At 65.1% G+C, this 15,405-nt stretch carries 22 protein-coding genes; all 22 read left to right on the top strand.

Annotated features, from left to right (window positions below):
- Position 1: 1 nt before the first annotated feature.
- Complete coding sequence (locus ACKUB9_RS28880) at positions 2-265, top strand: PAAR domain-containing protein (protein WP_407529443.1); 264 nt, start codon at positions 2-4, stop codon at positions 263-265.
- A 6-nt stretch (positions 266-271) separates the two neighbouring features.
- On the top strand, positions 272-790 hold the full coding sequence (locus ACKUB9_RS28875; RefSeq protein ID WP_407529444.1) for a phage GP46 family protein: 519 nt from the start codon (positions 272-274) through the stop codon (positions 788-790).
- 5 nt (positions 791-795) lie between these two features.
- Positions 796-1,854 (top strand): baseplate J/gp47 family protein, encoded by a 1,059-nt coding sequence (locus ACKUB9_RS28870; RefSeq protein ID WP_407529445.1) that lies wholly within the window; start codon positions 796-798, stop codon positions 1,852-1,854.
- Positions 1,847-2,629, top strand: a complete 783-nt coding sequence (locus tag ACKUB9_RS28865; protein WP_407529446.1) for a YmfQ family protein — start codon at positions 1,847-1,849, stop codon at positions 2,627-2,629. Before ACKUB9_RS28870 ends, ACKUB9_RS28865 begins: the two co-directional genes overlap by 8 nt.
- An 8-nt stretch (positions 2,630-2,637) precedes the next feature.
- The gene (locus ACKUB9_RS28860) at positions 2,638-3,594 is read left to right on the top strand and encodes a hypothetical protein (protein ID WP_407529447.1); all 957 of its coding nucleotides are present in this window, start codon (positions 2,638-2,640) and stop codon (positions 3,592-3,594) included.
- Positions 3,595-3,598: 4 nt separating this feature from the next.
- Entirely contained in the window at positions 3,599-4,000 is a 402-nt protein-coding gene (locus ACKUB9_RS28855) for a hypothetical protein (protein ID WP_407529448.1), read from the top strand.
- Between the two features lie 9 nt (positions 4,001-4,009).
- Entirely contained in the window at positions 4,010-4,678 is a 669-nt protein-coding gene (locus tag ACKUB9_RS28850; RefSeq protein WP_407529449.1) for a hypothetical protein, read from the top strand.
- Positions 4,679-4,952: 274 nt separating this feature from the next.
- On the top strand, positions 4,953-5,486 hold the full coding sequence (locus ACKUB9_RS28845; RefSeq protein ID WP_407529450.1) for a hypothetical protein: 534 nt from the start codon (positions 4,953-4,955) through the stop codon (positions 5,484-5,486).
- The gene (locus ACKUB9_RS28840) at positions 5,486-6,796 is read left to right on the top strand and encodes a hypothetical protein (RefSeq protein ID WP_407529451.1); all 1,311 of its coding nucleotides are present in this window, start codon (positions 5,486-5,488) and stop codon (positions 6,794-6,796) included. Before ACKUB9_RS28845 ends, ACKUB9_RS28840 begins: the two co-directional genes overlap by 1 nt.
- A gap of 13 nt (positions 6,797-6,809) precedes the next feature.
- Complete coding sequence (locus tag ACKUB9_RS28835) at positions 6,810-7,070, top strand: hypothetical protein (protein WP_407529452.1); 261 nt, start codon at positions 6,810-6,812, stop codon at positions 7,068-7,070.
- 9 nt (positions 7,071-7,079) lie between these two features.
- On the top strand, positions 7,080-7,640 hold the full coding sequence (locus ACKUB9_RS28830) for a hypothetical protein (RefSeq protein WP_407529454.1): 561 nt from the start codon (positions 7,080-7,082) through the stop codon (positions 7,638-7,640).
- A gap of 95 nt (positions 7,641-7,735) precedes the next feature.
- Complete coding sequence (locus ACKUB9_RS28825) at positions 7,736-8,161, top strand: hypothetical protein (RefSeq protein WP_407529456.1); 426 nt, start codon at positions 7,736-7,738, stop codon at positions 8,159-8,161.
- Positions 8,158-8,778 carry a hypothetical protein gene (locus ACKUB9_RS28820; RefSeq protein WP_407529457.1) on the top strand — a complete coding sequence of 207 codons (621 nt, stop codon included), beginning with the start codon at positions 8,158-8,160 and terminating at the stop codon, positions 8,776-8,778. The genes ACKUB9_RS28825 and ACKUB9_RS28820 overlap by 4 nt, the downstream gene beginning before the upstream one ends.
- A 10-nt stretch (positions 8,779-8,788) precedes the next feature.
- Positions 8,789-9,277 (top strand): hypothetical protein, encoded by a 489-nt coding sequence (locus ACKUB9_RS28815; protein WP_407529458.1) that lies wholly within the window; start codon positions 8,789-8,791, stop codon positions 9,275-9,277.
- 11 nt (positions 9,278-9,288) lie between these two features.
- On the top strand, positions 9,289-9,633 hold the full coding sequence (locus tag ACKUB9_RS28810) for a hypothetical protein (protein WP_407529459.1): 345 nt from the start codon (positions 9,289-9,291) through the stop codon (positions 9,631-9,633).
- Between the two features lie 33 nt (positions 9,634-9,666).
- Complete coding sequence (locus ACKUB9_RS28805; protein WP_407529460.1) at positions 9,667-10,002, top strand: hypothetical protein; 336 nt, start codon at positions 9,667-9,669, stop codon at positions 10,000-10,002.
- A 169-nt stretch (positions 10,003-10,171) separates the two neighbouring features.
- On the top strand, positions 10,172-12,064 hold the full coding sequence (locus ACKUB9_RS28800) for a hypothetical protein (protein WP_407529461.1): 1,893 nt from the start codon (positions 10,172-10,174) through the stop codon (positions 12,062-12,064).
- Positions 12,065-12,719: 655 nt separating this feature from the next.
- A complete protein-coding gene (locus tag ACKUB9_RS28795; RefSeq protein WP_407529462.1) occupies positions 12,720-13,415 on the top strand; it encodes a glycoside hydrolase family 108 protein in 696 nt (231 codons plus the stop codon).
- Positions 13,416-13,438: 23 nt separating this feature from the next.
- Complete coding sequence (locus ACKUB9_RS28790) at positions 13,439-14,002, top strand: hypothetical protein (RefSeq protein ID WP_407529463.1); 564 nt, start codon at positions 13,439-13,441, stop codon at positions 14,000-14,002.
- 3 nt (positions 14,003-14,005) lie between these two features.
- Positions 14,006-14,374: a hypothetical protein gene (locus ACKUB9_RS28785; protein ID WP_407529465.1), complete on the top strand. Its 369-nt coding sequence runs from the start codon at positions 14,006-14,008 to the stop codon at positions 14,372-14,374.
- Between the two features lie 75 nt (positions 14,375-14,449).
- Positions 14,450-14,677, top strand: coding sequence for a hypothetical protein (locus ACKUB9_RS28780; RefSeq protein WP_407529466.1), 228 nt, complete (start codon positions 14,450-14,452; stop codon positions 14,675-14,677).
- A 73-nt stretch (positions 14,678-14,750) separates the two neighbouring features.
- Positions 14,751-15,221 carry a hypothetical protein gene (locus ACKUB9_RS28775; RefSeq protein WP_407529468.1) on the top strand — a complete coding sequence of 157 codons (471 nt, stop codon included), beginning with the start codon at positions 14,751-14,753 and terminating at the stop codon, positions 15,219-15,221.
- Positions 15,222-15,405: the final 184 nt, after the last annotated feature.

Below are 15,405 nucleotides of genomic sequence, written 5' to 3'. Positions count from 1 at the left end.
TATGGCGAAAGCTGTAGCGCGGCGTGGAGACGCAATTGATCACGGCGGCGAGATCATCGAAGGATCGGACACCGTCTACGTGAACGGGCGCCCCGTGGCCCGCGTCGGCGACAAAGTCCAATGCCAGCAGCACGGCCTCGTGACCATCACGGATGGCAACGATGCTTGGCCCACCAACGGTCGCGCTACCGCCCGCGTGGGCAGCCGCTGCTCTTGCGGCGCAGTCGTGACGACCGGCAGTCCCACCGTCTTCTCAAACCGCTGAGCCGCCGTGACAGACATCCGACTGAAGCAGTCCGGCTCGCCGTTCGAGGCCGTGACGCTCGATTTTCTGCTGACGCCACTCGGCGATCTCGACACGGAGCATGAGTTGGCAACCGCCGTGACGGTGGCGCTCTGCACCGACCGGCGCGCGGACGATGCCGACACGCTGCCGGACCCGAACAGCGCGGACCGGCGCGGTTGGTGGGCAGATGCCGACGCCCGCCAGATCTGGGATGGATGGCCTATCGGCTCCCGGCTGTGGCTGCTGTCCCGTGCCTCTATCACGCCGTCCGGCGCCCGGGAGGGTTCGACCACGGCGCGGGCCGAAGCCTACATCCGAGAGGCGCTGGAGCCCTTCACCGACCCGCAGCGCCGCATCGCCTCGCGCGTCGAGGTTGATGTGGTTCGCAACGGCACTGAGCGCATCGACGCGCAAGTGACGCTCTATCGCGGCCGGGAGCAGCCCGTCGCGCTCGTCTTTGAGGATCTGTGGCGCGGCATCCGCGTGTCGCTGCCCTACGCCTGAGACCCATGGCCTGGACCACTCCCACTCTCCGTGAGGTTCGCGCTCGCACGCGCGATGACATCGCCGCGCACCTTCCCGGTGCCGACGCGACGGTGCCGAACTCCGTGCTGCGGGTTCTCGCCGACAGCAACGCGGGGCTCGCCTACCTCAACCTGCTTTATCTTGATTGGTTGGCGCGGCAGTTCCTGCCTGACACGGCCGAAACGGAGTGGCTGGACCGGCACGGCGCGATCTGGCTCGGCGGGCGCAAGGCCGCCACCTACGCCAAGGGCACTGTGCTCCTGACCGGCATCGCCGGCACGACGGTGCCTCTCGGCACGACGGTGCAGAGCGCCGACGCGATCATCTACCAGACGACGGAGGTGGTGATCATCGGCGCCTCGGCGACATCGGTTGCCGTGGAGGCGTTGACGCCCGGCAGCGTCGGCAATCGTGAGCAGGATGCGACGCTCTCCCTACCCATCGCTCTCGCTGGCGTGAACGGATCGGCGGTTGTTGAGACTATCTCCGGCGGCGTGGACGAGGAGTCGGACGACGATCTCCGCACCCGTGTGCTGCTACGCATCCGACGCCCGCCGATGGGCGGCGCCGCCGACGACTACGTGCAGTGGGCGCTCAGCATCCCGGGCGTGACCCGGGCGTGGGTTTACCCGAACGAAATGGGCATTGGCACCGTCACCGTGCGCATCATGTGCGATGAGTTGCGCGCGAACGCAGGTGGGTTTCCGAACGCGGACGATCTGGGGCGAGTGCGCGCGTACCTTGATACGGTGCGACCCGTCGCGATCAAGGATTTCTGGGTCTCAGGCCCGATCCCGCAGCCGCTGAGCATGACGGTGCGCAATCTCTCGCGCGACACGCCGTCCACGCGTGCGGCTATCGAGAAGGCGGTGCGTGACATGCTCTACGAGCGTGCTGCTCCTGGACAGACCATCTTTGCCAGTTGGGTAGCTGAGGCCATCTCCGGCGCCCTCGGCGAGGATCATCACGACCTCGAATTTGCGAATGCCGTGATGCCGTCCAACGGGCACATGGGCGTTCTCACGAACATCTTCTATGCTTGACCGGCACATCCGTCGTTCCGGCGACGACTACGCGGAGGCATGGTCGGATCTGCTGCCGTCCGGGACGGCGTGGCCTCGCGACACCGATAGCGTCCTGAAGCGGCTCCTGCGCGGACAGGCGCAGGTCTGGGGCGACCCGGTCGATAGCCGCGCGGGCGACCTTCTAGAACGCGAGACCGATCCGCGCGCGACGTTGCAGATGCTCTCGGAGTGGGAGCGTGCGTTCGGCCTGCCTGAGCCGTGCGTGCAAGAGCCGCTGACGATTGAGGAGCGGCGGCAGGCGCTGCTCGAAAAGATGACCGCGCAAGGCGGTCAGAGCCGGATGTTCTTCTACGGGCTCGCGGCGCGGCTCGGCTACGTCATCCGCATTCAAGAGTTCTCGCCGTTCATGGCGGGCATTTCGCGCTGCGGCGACACGCGGCAGCAGGAGATCAACGGGCTCCCGTACAGGTGGGAGATCGGCCCGTCTGAGATCCGCTTTCACTGGAAAGTGCGCGTCTGGGGTTCGCGTATCTCGTGGTTTCGTGCGGCGTCGGGTCGTGCCGGCGTTGATCCCCACGTTCGGTTCAGTCAAGCCGAAGACCTTGAATGCCTATTCCGCCGCTACCGGCCGGCACACACCGAGATTGTTTTCGATTACGCCAACGTATCGCCGGTGTATCAGGTCTACACGCAGTTTCGTTGCGGTGTGGATCACTGCGGGACGGACGCCCTTCTGGAAATTGAGACATTCGGCGGCGATCCGCTGCCTCCCGAAGCCTTGCCGCTCTATTAGGTCGCACCATGAAATACATCAAGCCGTTCAACGAGACGGACCCGAACGCGGGCTACGTCAACGGCGACCCCAGCGCTTCTATTCAAGGGTCGATCCCGCCGGCTGAAGCGTTCGAGCACCCCCTCCGTGAACTTGATCGCGCTATCGGGGACTCTGGACAGACGCAGAGTTCGGGCAACTTAGCCCAGCTTAGCGCTGCGATCCGTCGACCGCTGTTCTCCGTCGATACCGGCACGGTTAACTCAGTCGTGCTGACGATCCCGAATTGGGTTCACACTGAGGGCCGAACCGTCAAAGCACGCATTGGCGCGGGCAACACGAACACCGGCGCGGCCAACGTCACTATTGCCCCTGAGAACGCCAAGCCGCTGACCTATCCGGACGGCTCCTCGATCATCCAGGGCGAGTTGCCGGCGGGGCGCGTATGCGAGATGTTGACTACGGCGACTGGCTTCGTGCTGGTCACGCCCGCGATCAAGATCACTCAGAGCATCTACAATAGCTTTTACACTATCCCCGGCACTTACTGGCGGCTAGATAGCCCCTCAAATTCTGTTATCGCCAACGCTCAGGTCTTTATGGCGAATTACGGCAACAAGACCGCCACGGTCGGTGCCGGAACCGTGGTCGATCAGACGAACGGCTGGGTCATCATCGGCCCCAATGACGGCGGCACCTACGTCCTGACGGCCTCGGGCGCGATCGACCAGCCGACCACTGAGGAGCAGGTCGTGATCTGGTACAAGCCCGGCAATGCGGGGCCGGGCATCGCGCTCACCATCGCGCGCAACCCCTACCCGGCGCCCGGCAACAATGCGAACGACGCATCGGTCTCGGCCATCGCGCGGCTGGCACCGGGCGACTCGTGTTTCGCAACGTACTACCAGACCAACCCTAACAACTCGACGTTCAACATGCTCAACCAACCTTTGAGCCACTTCGGTGGCGTGCGTGTTGCGGGCTAAGGGGGTGGATATGGTAATCGTTAATTTTGCGAATGCTGAAGCGCTGACGAACGCGATGGCGGCCTTGCCGCTCGCCGACCGGATGCGCTGCATCGCCGCCGCCAAGTCGGGCGGCTCCTACGAGGTCGAGGCTCCCGAGGAGCTGGAGGCGACCCTGCGCGCCTCGCACCCGCCAGCGCCAGCGCCTGCCGTCATCACCACCAAGGCCGACTTGTTCCGTCGCTGCACCGACGAGGAGGCGGAGGCGATTGAGACCACGCTGATGGGTCTCTCGGTCCGCAAACGCCGCATCTTTGAGGGCGCGCAGCACATCGCGAGCGACGACCCGGACTTTGACGATCTGCGCACGGCCGCGGTCGAGATGTTCGGTGAAGAGCGCGCGGCCGAACTGCTGGCCGCGTCCTAGGGCGATCTGATGCCGACCCAGATTGTCGACATCCAAGCGCGGCGCGTCGATTTCGATACGCAGTCTAACGCGGACTGGCTGGACGGGCTCCTGCTGTGGAAGGCGGGGGCGGGCGGCGTTGTCGCTGGCGCTACGAACACCGGCAATGGGGCGCTCACGGTCGCCTCAGTCGATGCCGGCACCGCTCTCGGGCATCACGTCGTGTCGGTGACGTCGATCGATAACATGCCGCGGATCACCGTGCAGGCGCCGGACGGGAGCGTGACGGCTCGCGGCGTGGCGGGGCTGCCGCTCTACGCAGGCGGCATCACCTTCACGTTGGCGCAGGGTAGTACACCGTTCGCGGTGGACGACACGTTCGCCATCGGAGTGCTACGGACGCCTGTTGACATCACGGGTCTGCGCTTCGTGTTGCAGGCTCGCCTTACGCGTACCAGCGCTAATGTCGCCTTCGTGGCCGACTCTGCGCCGGGCGGTTTTATCGCCCCGACGATCGCGGCGGGTGGTACGAACGGCACCATCGCGCTCGCCGTTCCGCGCGCTATGATGTCGCCTGACCGTTTCGCCCCCAGCACCTATGTGCACGACATCCTAGCAATTGATCCTGAGAGTGGCCGCGTTGTGCCGGCCTTCTTTGGCGAAATCGCGCACGCCTACGGCGTCACGCAACTCTCTTGAGCAGGCACTAATGGCAGTTCGTCAAGACGCGCTCAGCGGTGCGGCGTCGATTCTTGTCGTCGGACCGCCGGGGCCGGCGGTCCCCGGACCTGCCGGCCCGGCAGGTCCGGCAGGAGCTGCGAGCGCCGTGCCCGGTCCACAAGGACCGGCAGGTGCCGGCACAGTGCTTAGTCGGACAGCCTCTGCCATCATTCCTGCTTGGAGCGCCGTCGTACTTGACGCCTCCAACTATTGCCTGCCTGCTGATCCCGCCAATCCTGCCCATTCTGGAGCAGTGGTCGGTGTCTGTGCCGCGGGCGCTGCTTCAGGGGGCGCCGCGGCGATCCAGACAATCGGTGACGCCGCCGGCCCGGTCGGTTCGTGGACGGCCGGAGATCAGCTTTACGTTGGCGCGAGCGGTGTGCTCAGTTCCACACCCCCGTCATCAGGCTGGGTTCTGCTTGTCGGTAAAGCAGTCACGACGAGCCGTGTCATCGTCAACATGGGTGCCGTCACAGCAAGCAGCCTAGTCGGCCCTGACGCCAACTATCTGATCCCAGTCACAGCGACCCATGTAACCGTCCCCGCGCTGACCGCCTCGCGCGCATGGCGGCTGCCAGATGTCGACGGATATCCGCCCGGTCGGGATCTCGTCGTCGCCGACGAGGGTGACAGTCTCTCGGACACGATCGTCCTGAACATTCTGCCGCTTGACGGCTCAGGTGACACGATCAGAGGCACCACCGATAACGTCGTATCCTTGCGTGCGCCGGGCGCATTCGTCCGTTTTCGGCGCGGCATTCTTAGCAATACGTGGATGATCGTCTGATGCGGCTCCCTTTGTTTTTCTGCATTCTCCTGACTTTGACGACCTTTTCCCGCGCGGATGAGATCCTGTCGCAAGGCCGGATCAAGGCTGGCGGACCAAACGCGGGCGATATCGTGTTCGGCACCTTGAAACTCGGCAAGCGGCTCTCGGGCAAGACCGTGTTGCAGCCGAACGCCGTAGAAATTCAAGGCAATGATGCCAAGGTCTCGGTCCCCTCTACCGGCGGTTATTGGAAAGATCGAGGCGGCATCCCTGCCAACTTCACCCGCCTGAATGATCGGGTGATGATCGGCGCCGCCGCTGATTGGGATGGGACCTTTGCCGGTTACACGTCCAATTGGCAGTGGTACATGGGGAACGGCATCTATAATTATCTGCTGCGCAATGCGCAGGTGGGAATTACCAGTCGTTACAGCCAGCCCGCGGCGGTGTTCGCGGCAGATACTGCGTCGAGTTCCGGACTGCCCGGCGAGCCCACGAGCACCTGTTGTGCGATGCCGCTCGGCCTATTGGCGTACAACAACAACACGACCAACCCCCAAGGCATGTGGGGCATCTACATCACGGGCGGGCGCATCGCGGGCACGGGGTCGTGGGCAAACGAGATCGACGTCTTCAACGCTTCAAACACGGTCGTGAAGCTCACGCCCTACACGTCGAGCGCCACGGCCGGCGTCACGCTCGGGTTGGCGATCCAGTCGGGCGGTGAGGCGGTGGAAGCTCCTGGCGGTACTCCGGCTTTCCCGCAATTGTCGGCAGCGACCGCGGCTCTCCTGATCGCTGGTAACGGCTCGACCTTCGACCGCGGCATCGTCTTCCGGCAACTCACCATCTCAGACACGTTCCCGAAGGCCATCGACCTTCCGGCGAACTACCGGATGCGGTGGACGCACGACGCCAGCGATCAGACCGAGGCGTTCATTTCCGCAAACGTGGGCGACTACAGCAAAGCGATCGGCCTGCAATTCAACAGCATCGGTGCGGCTTTCCAAGACCCAACGCTGAGCGGGACCTACGGTATGATCCAGTGGGTGCCGAACGTGGCGAACTACCCGACACTCGCGGGCGGTCCGACCGGCGGCCCGGTCTATTTCGCTGCGAACGGGCCAGACGCCAACATTGACGTGCTGATCGCCCCCAAGGGTGTCGGCGCTCTTGTGATGCCGTCAATCTCATTGCTTCCGCTGGGTACTCCACCGAACTCCGGTGCTCAGTGCCGCCCTGGCCAGATTGCGGCGGATGCCTCCTATCTCTACGTCTGCCGCGCGACGAACGACTGGCGCCGCATCGCGCTCGGCGCAGCGTTCTAATCACGAGGATTGCATGTTCCGCACGCTCGCTGCCTCACTCTCGCTTGCCCCGCTTCTCCTGGCGGCGCCCGCCCTCGCGCAGCCGCAGACTGCGCGCTCCTACACGCTGACACTCACGCCTGAACAGGTGCAGGTGATTGCGAACGGGCTTGGCAAATTGACGATGGAACAGGCGCTGCCGACTTTCGCAACCCTGCGCGATCAGGTTGATCAGCAGGACCGGCAGAAGGCTGACCCGGCCCCGAAGCCTGACCCGGCCCCGGCGGCCAAGTAGGCTAGTGCCATGCTTCACGCCACAGCCGTCATCGACACGGCCGACTGGCCTCTGGCCATCCCCGTGCGCGCCGCCGATGGCACGAGCGTGGACTTCAGCACGACGCCGCTCAGCATCGGTTTCCGCCCCATCAACGGCGGGCCGGTCGTCACCTCCGCCTCGACGGCTGCCGGCACTCTCGCGTTTGTGGCGGCTACATCAACCGTGGACGCCTACTTCCGCCTCGACCTGCGGGTGGCGGCGCGGACGTGGACGGTCTCGGCGCCGACGGCGGTCTACGGCGACCTGAAGCGCCATCCCGACCCGCAGAACCCCGCCAGCGAGGAATGGCTCGGCCGGGTGGCGCTGACTGTCCACCCGGGCTCTGACAGTGCCGGCATCGCGACCGCGGCCTCCACGCCCGTCCTGCTGCCCGTGCAGCCTTACGACGGGCGCATCATAGCGGCTCCCCTCCTCGTCGGCCCGCAGGGCGCTCCAGGGGCGTTGCCGGCTCTGCCGGTGGACGTTGCCACTGTTGACTACACGCTTGGCCTCGTCGGCGGTGAACTCGCCTGGGTGGTCGCGCCGTGAGTCGGAGCGTCGTCACACCGATCGTCCTGCCGCCGCAGGGGCCACCTGGAGCGCCGGGGCCGAGTTCCGACTACGGCTTTGCTACGATCTCGCTTGTGCAGACGCCGCTCAGCGTGCCGGCCGAGACCCGCACGCGTCTGCCGCTCATGGTGGCAGCCGAGAACCGCGCGGACCTGCGCGCACCCTTCACGACCCACAGCTTCCTGTCCGCCGGTTCGTTCTGGGCGCGGTCGATCTCCGACGCCTTCCTGCTGCGCCTCAACCTCGACGTCGTCTCCGACATCGCGAGCGGCGACCTTCGGGCGGCGCTGATGGTCAACGGTAGCCCCAACGAAGCGACCAACGTACAGCGCAACCTCACCTTCGGTGCGGGCGAGCACGAGCCCGTCAGCCTCGTGCTGCAGTTCTTCAGCCGCGCGACCTTCCTGACGTTCGGCGCCTCGCTCTGGCTTACCACGACGGTGCCCGTGACGGTGACGCCGCTGAGCGCCTACATCCGCCCGGAAAGCACCGCCCCGTGATCCAGGTCTTTCATGATGCGGACCGCGGCGCGATCTTCGTCAGCACCCAACGGGTCGCTTATCCGAGCCGCACGCTGATGGCGTTGCGCAGCGGCGACATCATCGCGGTTCGACTGGCCTACGGTGACCGGAACGTGGTCGAAGCGCATTGGGCCGAGTTCGCCCGCCGGGATGGCTCAGCCTTCACGAGCGCGGACGAGGCTTACGCCTACGTGGCGGACGAGTGCAATCGCGCCCCGGCCCGCATGCCGACCGTCATGGTAGCAGCCGCGGAGCCGATCGCGGCCGGCATGCCGCTCGCCATCTCGCGCCTTGACGGCCGGTTGCTTCCGGCCCGCGCCGATACCTACGTGCGCGCCTTCGTGGTCGGGCTCGCGGCGGAGGGCGCTGAGACCGGCTTCCCGGCCCGCGCCGTGCGGACCTACGTGACGCTGCCCGATTGGACCGCCGTCGCGGGCACGGCCGACCTCACGCCGAGCGTGCCGTACTTCCTCGCGCCTGAGGGCGGCGTCACCGTCACGCCGAGCCTTGAAGCCGGTCACTGCGTCGTGCGCGTCGGCGAAGCGAGTTCGCCCCGCACGCTCATGTTCCATCCCGCCGATCCCATCCTCGTCTAGGAGTTCGTCAATGCCGATCCGCAAGCCGCTCGTTCTGGGCGATGATGGCCTGCCGCAGGTTCTTCAGCCCGGCGATTCCCTGAGCGCGCCGACGAACGCCCCTTCGCTGCGGTCTGCTATCAACGGCGAGTCGTCGGCCGCGCTGCCGTTCGGCACGCCGGTCTACGCTAGCAGCGGCACGCAGGTGAAGCGGGCGCAGGCGAACGCCAAGGCGACGGCGAAGGTGGCCGGGCTCGTCTATGACGCCTCAATCGCGGCGGGTGCCTCCGGCTCCGTCGCACAGGGCGGCATCCTCGTCGGCACTACCGCACAGTGGGATGCCGTCGCAGGTACGACGGGCGGTCTCGCGGTCGGAGCCTACTACTTCCTTGACGCAGCTAACCCCGGCAAGCTGACAGCCACACCGCCGACCACGGCTGGGCAGGTCAACGTCTGCATCGGCTCGGCGCTGTCCAGCACTGAGCTTGAGGTGGACGTCGAACTCCCGATCCTGCTGTGAGGTGAGCCCGTATGGTCGCCCGCTCGCCGCTCGTCATCGGCGCGGATGGGCTCCCGCAGCAGCTTCAGCCTGCTGACACGCTCTCGGGCACGCTCGGCCGCATCGGCATCCACACCGCCACTTGCAACGCGAGCGGCGTCGCCACTTTCGTGTGGACCTACAGCGTCGTCCTGATGGCTTGGATCAAGGTGACGTGGTCGGGCCAGCAGATGATCTGCGGCGACTTCACCACCTACTCCGCCACGGGCGGCACGGCGCAGGGCATGGTCTCGCGCGGCACGCTGGCCTTGTCGTCGGGGCCATTCACGACCGCGCCTTCGGGCGCCGTGCTGACGGCAATCGTCGTCGGCAACTGACCCACACCCCCTCATCCTGAACGGAGATCCCCGATGGCCTTCGCTGGCTGCCATGTCGCATGTCTGTACGTCAACAGCCCCGGCGCTCCCGGGTTGATCGGCGGGCTTCAGTGGTCCGAAACGCTGGCGAGCGCCGGCACGACCTCGCGCGCGATGCCGTCCAATCCGTCCGGCCCGTATCCGGTCGGCAACTACTTTCCGTCGTTTGAGATCACTGTCTCGGCGGAGTCATGGGTCGCGGTCGGCCCTAATCCCGACGCCTCACAAGCCTCCGGCACGGGCAACGCGGCCCGCTTCCGGATCGGCGCGGGCGAGACCCGGAACGTGTGGTGCACAGCCGGCGACAAGGTCGCTTGGGCCGCGGCGTAGGGAGCGTTCACACATGCCGCCGCTTGGACTACCCCGCATCACCAAGGCGGCCACCCCGTCCTTGCTCGGTCGGCTCCGGACCGGCGTCGCTCGCCCGGGTTGGGCCGCTGCGGTCTTGGCCCTGCGCACTGCCGGCGCGGTCGGCCCGGCCGCTGGGACAGTCTACAAGGTGGTCGGCACGGACACGCTGCCCTCCGGCGCGAGTTACGACTCTGGCACGAAGCGCGTCACCGTCTCGACGGCCGGTGTCACTCTGGACGGGTGGGACTTCACGGGCGGCAAGTCGCTCGCGATGAACGCCGAGGGCATCACCCTCCGCAACTCGAAATTCGACGCCGGCACGAACCTGACGCAGTGCGTGGTGTACGGCACGACGGCCACGCCGCAGAGCGGGCTCATTGAGCGGTGCAGCTTCGACGGCGCGCGGGCGATCTCGGCCACGTACAACGCCTCGATCAAGTGCAAGGACGGTACGGGCGGGCTGACGATCCAGCTCTGCGACTTCCGCGATATGCCGGCCGACAACGTCGTGGCGGGAGAAAGCAACTCGCCCGGCTCGCTGCTGGTTCTCGGCGCGCAGAGCACCATCCGACGCAACACCTTCGGCACGGGCGCTTGGGGCAATCCATCCGCGCACTACGACGCCATCACGCTCAACTGCGGCGACTGGCTGGTCTATGAGAACTACTTCGACCTGACCCCGTTCAACGACGGTACGCAGGCCGGGACGACTTACGGCACCAATAACTGCCTGCGGTTGTTCGGGTTCAACCTGCTGCGTCTCGATGTGTACAACAGCATCCTGACCGGGCACGAGACCCTGTCGTCGTACCCGCTGGACGTCAACGGCGACTCCATCCTGTCCGCGCGCATCCGCGACAACCTCATCCGGCCGAACGCAGGCGGCGGTTGGCGCCACCCCGGCGCCGGGGCGATCCTGCAATCGTCGGGCAACCGGAACGCGCAGAGCCAAGCGCCCTTGGTCGAGATCCCGGCCAAGACCTACACACCGCCGGCCATCACCTCGACCGCGACGCGCAACATCGTAGAGAGCACCCCCTTCACGTTTGAGCCCACTGCCGATCAGCCCGTAACGTGGTCGGTCTCCACCCCGGAAACGGGTAAGTGGACGCTCACCACGGCACCAACCGCCGGTTCCAAGCCGACGCTGGCGTTCGCCACCCCGGCGCAGAGCGCGAACAGCGCGGCCGGTAGCAAGGTCTACACGGCGACCTTGACGGCTACGAACGGCGCCGGCCAGACCACGTCACAGACGGTTAACTTCACAGTGATCGTGGCGCCGGCCCGCAAGGTCTCGTTCTACGATCAGCTCGTGGCGCTCAACGAGACGCCGGCCGCGCCGCGCAAGTCGGCCTATGACACCCTGCTGGACGCGCTTACGCTCGGCGCCACGTCGCAGACCAAAATCCTCGACCGGCTGGACTTCCTGTACGTGCTTGAGGCGCCGACGCTGCTCATGGCGCGTCAGAACCTGATCGCGGACCGTTACAACGCAACCGTGGTCGGTGCGCCTGTCTTCGTTGCCGGCCAGGGGTTCAGGGGTAACGGCGGCACCGGCTATCTGGAGACGGGCTACAATCCGACCGTCGCCACCGACGACAAGTTCACGCAGACCGACAGTTGCGCGGGCGTCTACACCAGGACGTTGGGCGGGATCAACGACGGCTACTTGGTCCTGGGCACGCAGGTCGGCATCCAGTCCGGCGGCACGACCGCCGCGACGGTCTCCAGCCGTCTCGTCACCACCGCCAACATGACGACCACCGGGAGCTTCCTGCCGGGGTTCGTCAACGCCAACCGCACGACAGCCGGCGGGAACAACTACACCATCGGCTCGGGCGACAGCAGGGAGACCGTGAACCGCGGGACGCTGGCGATCACCAGCGCGACGTTTGCGGTCGGCAAGTCAGTGCCGAACACCAGCGCGGGCGGTCAGATCATGGCAGCCTGGGCCGGCGGATCGCTCACACAGGCCGAAGAGACGGACCTGCGCAACGCCCTGCGTACGTTCTTCATCGCGACGGGCGCCATCGCCGCGTGACCCTCGGCGACTTCCTCTTGGCGCTCCTCAGCATCCCGCTCTGGGTCGCCCTCATTTACGGCGTCGCCTGCCTGATCGGCTGGTGGGCGGGCCGGCGCTGAACCTTGGAACATCGGAGATCCTATGGCCGCGTCATCGTATGACCGGCAGCCATCTCACTCGGTTTGCGCCGATTACTCATCTGCTCCCCGCGCGTCGCCCACCGGCAGTTCCAGGCGGCGTAAGGACCGTCATTGTCCACTCTCTCAAGTTCGAGGCCATCAGGCGCGTCGCCCATATCGGCATAAAATGCCTCAAAAGAACTCATCCACTCCTGGCACATAAAAATACCGCGAGCGCCATAGTGGCGATAGGATTGATGTCGTGGATTAGTGCAGCGGGCGCGCGCCGCAGCCCAAGCGCTATATGTTTTGGTTTTGGACATGTGGTGTGTACTAGCCGCCTCGCTGACAGCGGCCGACTTAATGCAACCACAGCTAGTTGTATTTTTGCCATTCAAGCTTTGGCCTAGAACAACTAACCGTGAGCCGCATTCACAAACACAGTTCCACATTCTCCGTCGTTTACCGGCTACGACTGGGGACCCGTGAAACCCTGTAACTGTAAGTTTCCCGGATCGGGCTCCGTTTAAATCCTTAGGACTGGGCATAGCGCAATGGCCTCTCACAGCTTTGACAGATCTCTGAAGTTAGTTCTTGTCCATGAGGGTGGTTATAGTAACCATCCTAAGGACCCGGGCGGCTCGACGCAGAACGGCGTAACTCAAGCTACATATGACGATTATCGCAAAAAATCGGGTAAACCAGCGCAAGATGTTCGCAAAATTGATTATACAGAAATTTACCAACTGTACAAGCGCAACTACTGGGATCGCATCCAGGGCGACGACCTGCCCGCGGGTGTCGATTACGCGGTGTTCGATTGGGCCGTGAACAGCGGTCCGAAGCGCGCCATCATCGGCCTGCAGCGGGTCGTAGGTGTTGCGGATGACGGCAAGCTTGGTCCGATCACGCTGGCCGCGGTCCGAGGCATGGATCAAGCCGCCATTGTCAACCGACTGAACGATGATCGCCTGACGTTCTTCCGCCAACTCTCGACGTGGCCGACCTTCGGCAAGGGCTGGTCTAACCGCGTCGCAGGCGTGCGCAAAGAAGCCTTGGCGATGATCCGCGTGCCCGTGGTGCCGCCCGTCGTTATCGCGCCGCTGCCGGCCCCTTCTCTTCAGCCGATGGCCCCGAATGCGGGCCGCCCGCCTGTCCCGCCCTCCGGCCCCCTTCAAGCCGAGTTGCAGGGCGCCGGCACCGGCTTCGTCTCTTGGTTCAAGCGCACATTCGGCGGCAAAGCCGTCTGACCCTCACAGAGGAATTCCAGCACATGGAGTGGTCAACACTCGCGGGCCAGCTCGCGCAAATTGGGCTGCCGGCGCTTGGCGGGCTGTTCGGCGGCCCGCTGGGCAGCACGATCGGCGGCGTGGTGGGCAAGGCCATCGCAGGCGCTCTCGGCGTCCAGCCGACGCCCCAGGCCGTTTCTCAGGCCATCCAAGCAGACCCGTCCGGCGCGGCGGTGCGTCTGGCCGAGATCGAGGCCGAGACGAAGGCACGAGAGGCCGAGTTCGCGGACCTTGCCAACGCTCGCCAGCTTGAGATCGTCGCTATCCAAGCGGATCACGGTGTGGCTTGGGTGCCGGTCGCCATCACGGCCGCGAACTACTGCCTCGTCATCGGCCTCGTGGTCGGCGTGGCAATGGGCTGGATCAGAGAGGACGGCATCATTGCCGGATGGATCTTGGGTGCGGCTACGGCAGGCTACAATTTCTGGATCGGCACCTCCGACAGCAGCCGGCGCAAGGATAACACCCTCCAGCGCGTGGCGACGAGCGCCGTGACGCCCTCGCCGGGTATGGTCGCGATCCAAGCCGCGCAGGCGGCAAAGCGCTGATCCGTGACCGCACTCGACATTGCGGGCCTGCTCAAGGAGTACGGCGGCTGGGGCGTCGCGAGCATCTTCGCTCTCGTGATTTACAAGCTCTATACCGATCTCGGCGCCTGCAACAGCCGCGCCATATCCGACCGCGACATGGTCCTGAAAGCCATGCACGGAGCTACAACCGCAGCCGAGAAAATGAACGGCCTGATTGAAGGAATAACAAAGACCCTTCGCTCGCATGAAGACACTAGCGATGATTTGGCGAAGCAAGTTGAGCTTTTCACGCAGGAGAGTAGGCACGCAATTGCTAATGTGCAAACCTCGCTAAATGCTATCGTCAACAGAATGGATCGCGAACGCGAGGCGGTACGGGGGCGCTCCTAGATGTGGAGGCGCATTGTGTCATGGTTCGTGCACGGCCGCTCGGCCGTAGCCCCCGACCCCCGGCTGGACGTGGCCGTGGCCCGCAACCTCGCGGCGCACGGGCGCGTCGCCAAGGCCGCCGAGGAAGCCGAGCGCGCCGCGCAGGAACACACTGAAAAAGTCGAAGCCGCCGTTGCAGCCGTCAAGGCTAGGACAGAAAGCCGCCTTGCAAAAAAGGGCTACGGACGGACTATAGCCGATAGCGCTCTCGAACAGATAGCGTATCGGCTGAAGCGTGAGTTGCGAGGGCCTGATGATACGTAACCGACTTTTTCTCGTCGGCCTACTTCTCTTTGCCGGTTATTTTTGCATCGACGCCCTGTTTACGAACGCTGACATGATCCTGGCGATGCGGGTGCTGCAATCCGCGGTCGCTGCCGTCGTGTGCTACATCTACTGGCCCGACGCATGGGCGGCGATCCGGACGAACGCCCCTGAGCGTGGCGACTACCTCGTGCTCGGTATCTACACGGGGTGGCTCGCGACGATGTGCCAAGGGCTCTACAGCGTGACGTTCCGTCTCGCCGGCAACCCCATGTGGCTCATCAACGCCGACCCGGTCGGGCTGTGGATCATGATGTCCGTCATGGCGGGCGTGCTGCATGTGCTCGCACCCGAGGCGATCGGCGGCACGGTCCCACGCCGCAACCGTATTGCAGTCGGTGGCGGGCTCGGCTGCGCGATCGTGGTGGTGTTGGTGCTTCTCGCGGTGCGGCCTGACGTGGGGCCGGCGGTGGAGCGGCTGAAGCCGTACATCTCGGATTGGTTCAAGACCGGCAACCTGTTCGGTCCGCCGACAGCTTCGTAAACAACTCACACAACCACAGCCCTATCAGACGCCCGCCGAGATGTCTCGGCGGGCGCTTCGCTGTGGGCTGTCCCCTTCATAGCCCGCAGAGGAGCAGATCATGGCTAGTTCTCCGATCCCGCTCACCCGTTACAACGGGACGATCTACGCGAAGAGCGGTGACGTCATCGAGAACCTCGACATC

The organism is Methylobacterium oryzisoli, from assembly GCF_046557895.1.
Classification (GTDB): Bacteria; Pseudomonadota; Alphaproteobacteria; order Rhizobiales; family Beijerinckiaceae; genus Methylobacterium; species Methylobacterium oryzisoli.
This window is presented reverse-complemented; position numbering and strand designations above follow the sequence as displayed.

What these genes read in the sequence shown, in the direction of transcription:
- ACKUB9_RS28815 (WP_407529458.1), top strand. Translation starts at nt 8,789, where the DNA reads ATGCCGATCCGCAAGCCGCTCGTTCTGGGCGATGATGGCCTGCCGCAG.
- ACKUB9_RS28790 (WP_407529463.1), top strand. Translation starts at nt 13,439, where the DNA reads ATGGAGTGGTCAACACTCGCGGGCCAGCTCGCGCAAATTGGGCTGCCG.
- ACKUB9_RS28810 (WP_407529459.1), top strand. Translation starts at nt 9,289, where the DNA reads ATGGTCGCCCGCTCGCCGCTCGTCATCGGCGCGGATGGGCTCCCGCAG.
- ACKUB9_RS28850 (WP_407529449.1), top strand. Translation starts at nt 4,010, where the DNA reads ATGCCGACCCAGATTGTCGACATCCAAGCGCGGCGCGTCGATTTCGAT.
- ACKUB9_RS28840 (WP_407529451.1), top strand. Translation starts at nt 5,486, where the DNA reads ATGCGGCTCCCTTTGTTTTTCTGCATTCTCCTGACTTTGACGACCTTT.
- ACKUB9_RS28795 (WP_407529462.1), top strand. Translation starts at nt 12,720, where the DNA reads ATGGCCTCTCACAGCTTTGACAGATCTCTGAAGTTAGTTCTTGTCCAT.
- ACKUB9_RS28860 (WP_407529447.1), top strand. Translation starts at nt 2,638, where the DNA reads ATGAAATACATCAAGCCGTTCAACGAGACGGACCCGAACGCGGGCTAC.
- ACKUB9_RS28865 (WP_407529446.1), top strand. Translation starts at nt 1,847, where the DNA reads ATGCTTGACCGGCACATCCGTCGTTCCGGCGACGACTACGCGGAGGCA.
- ACKUB9_RS28830 (WP_407529454.1), top strand. Translation starts at nt 7,080, where the DNA reads ATGCTTCACGCCACAGCCGTCATCGACACGGCCGACTGGCCTCTGGCC.
- ACKUB9_RS28805 (WP_407529460.1), top strand. Translation starts at nt 9,667, where the DNA reads ATGGCCTTCGCTGGCTGCCATGTCGCATGTCTGTACGTCAACAGCCCC.
- ACKUB9_RS28870 (WP_407529445.1), top strand. Translation starts at nt 796, where the DNA reads ATGGCCTGGACCACTCCCACTCTCCGTGAGGTTCGCGCTCGCACGCGC.
- ACKUB9_RS28835 (WP_407529452.1), top strand. Translation starts at nt 6,810, where the DNA reads ATGTTCCGCACGCTCGCTGCCTCACTCTCGCTTGCCCCGCTTCTCCTG.
- ACKUB9_RS28775 (WP_407529468.1), top strand. Translation starts at nt 14,751, where the DNA reads ATGATCCTGGCGATGCGGGTGCTGCAATCCGCGGTCGCTGCCGTCGTG.
- ACKUB9_RS28880 (WP_407529443.1), top strand. Translation starts at nt 2, where the DNA reads ATGGCGAAAGCTGTAGCGCGGCGTGGAGACGCAATTGATCACGGCGGC.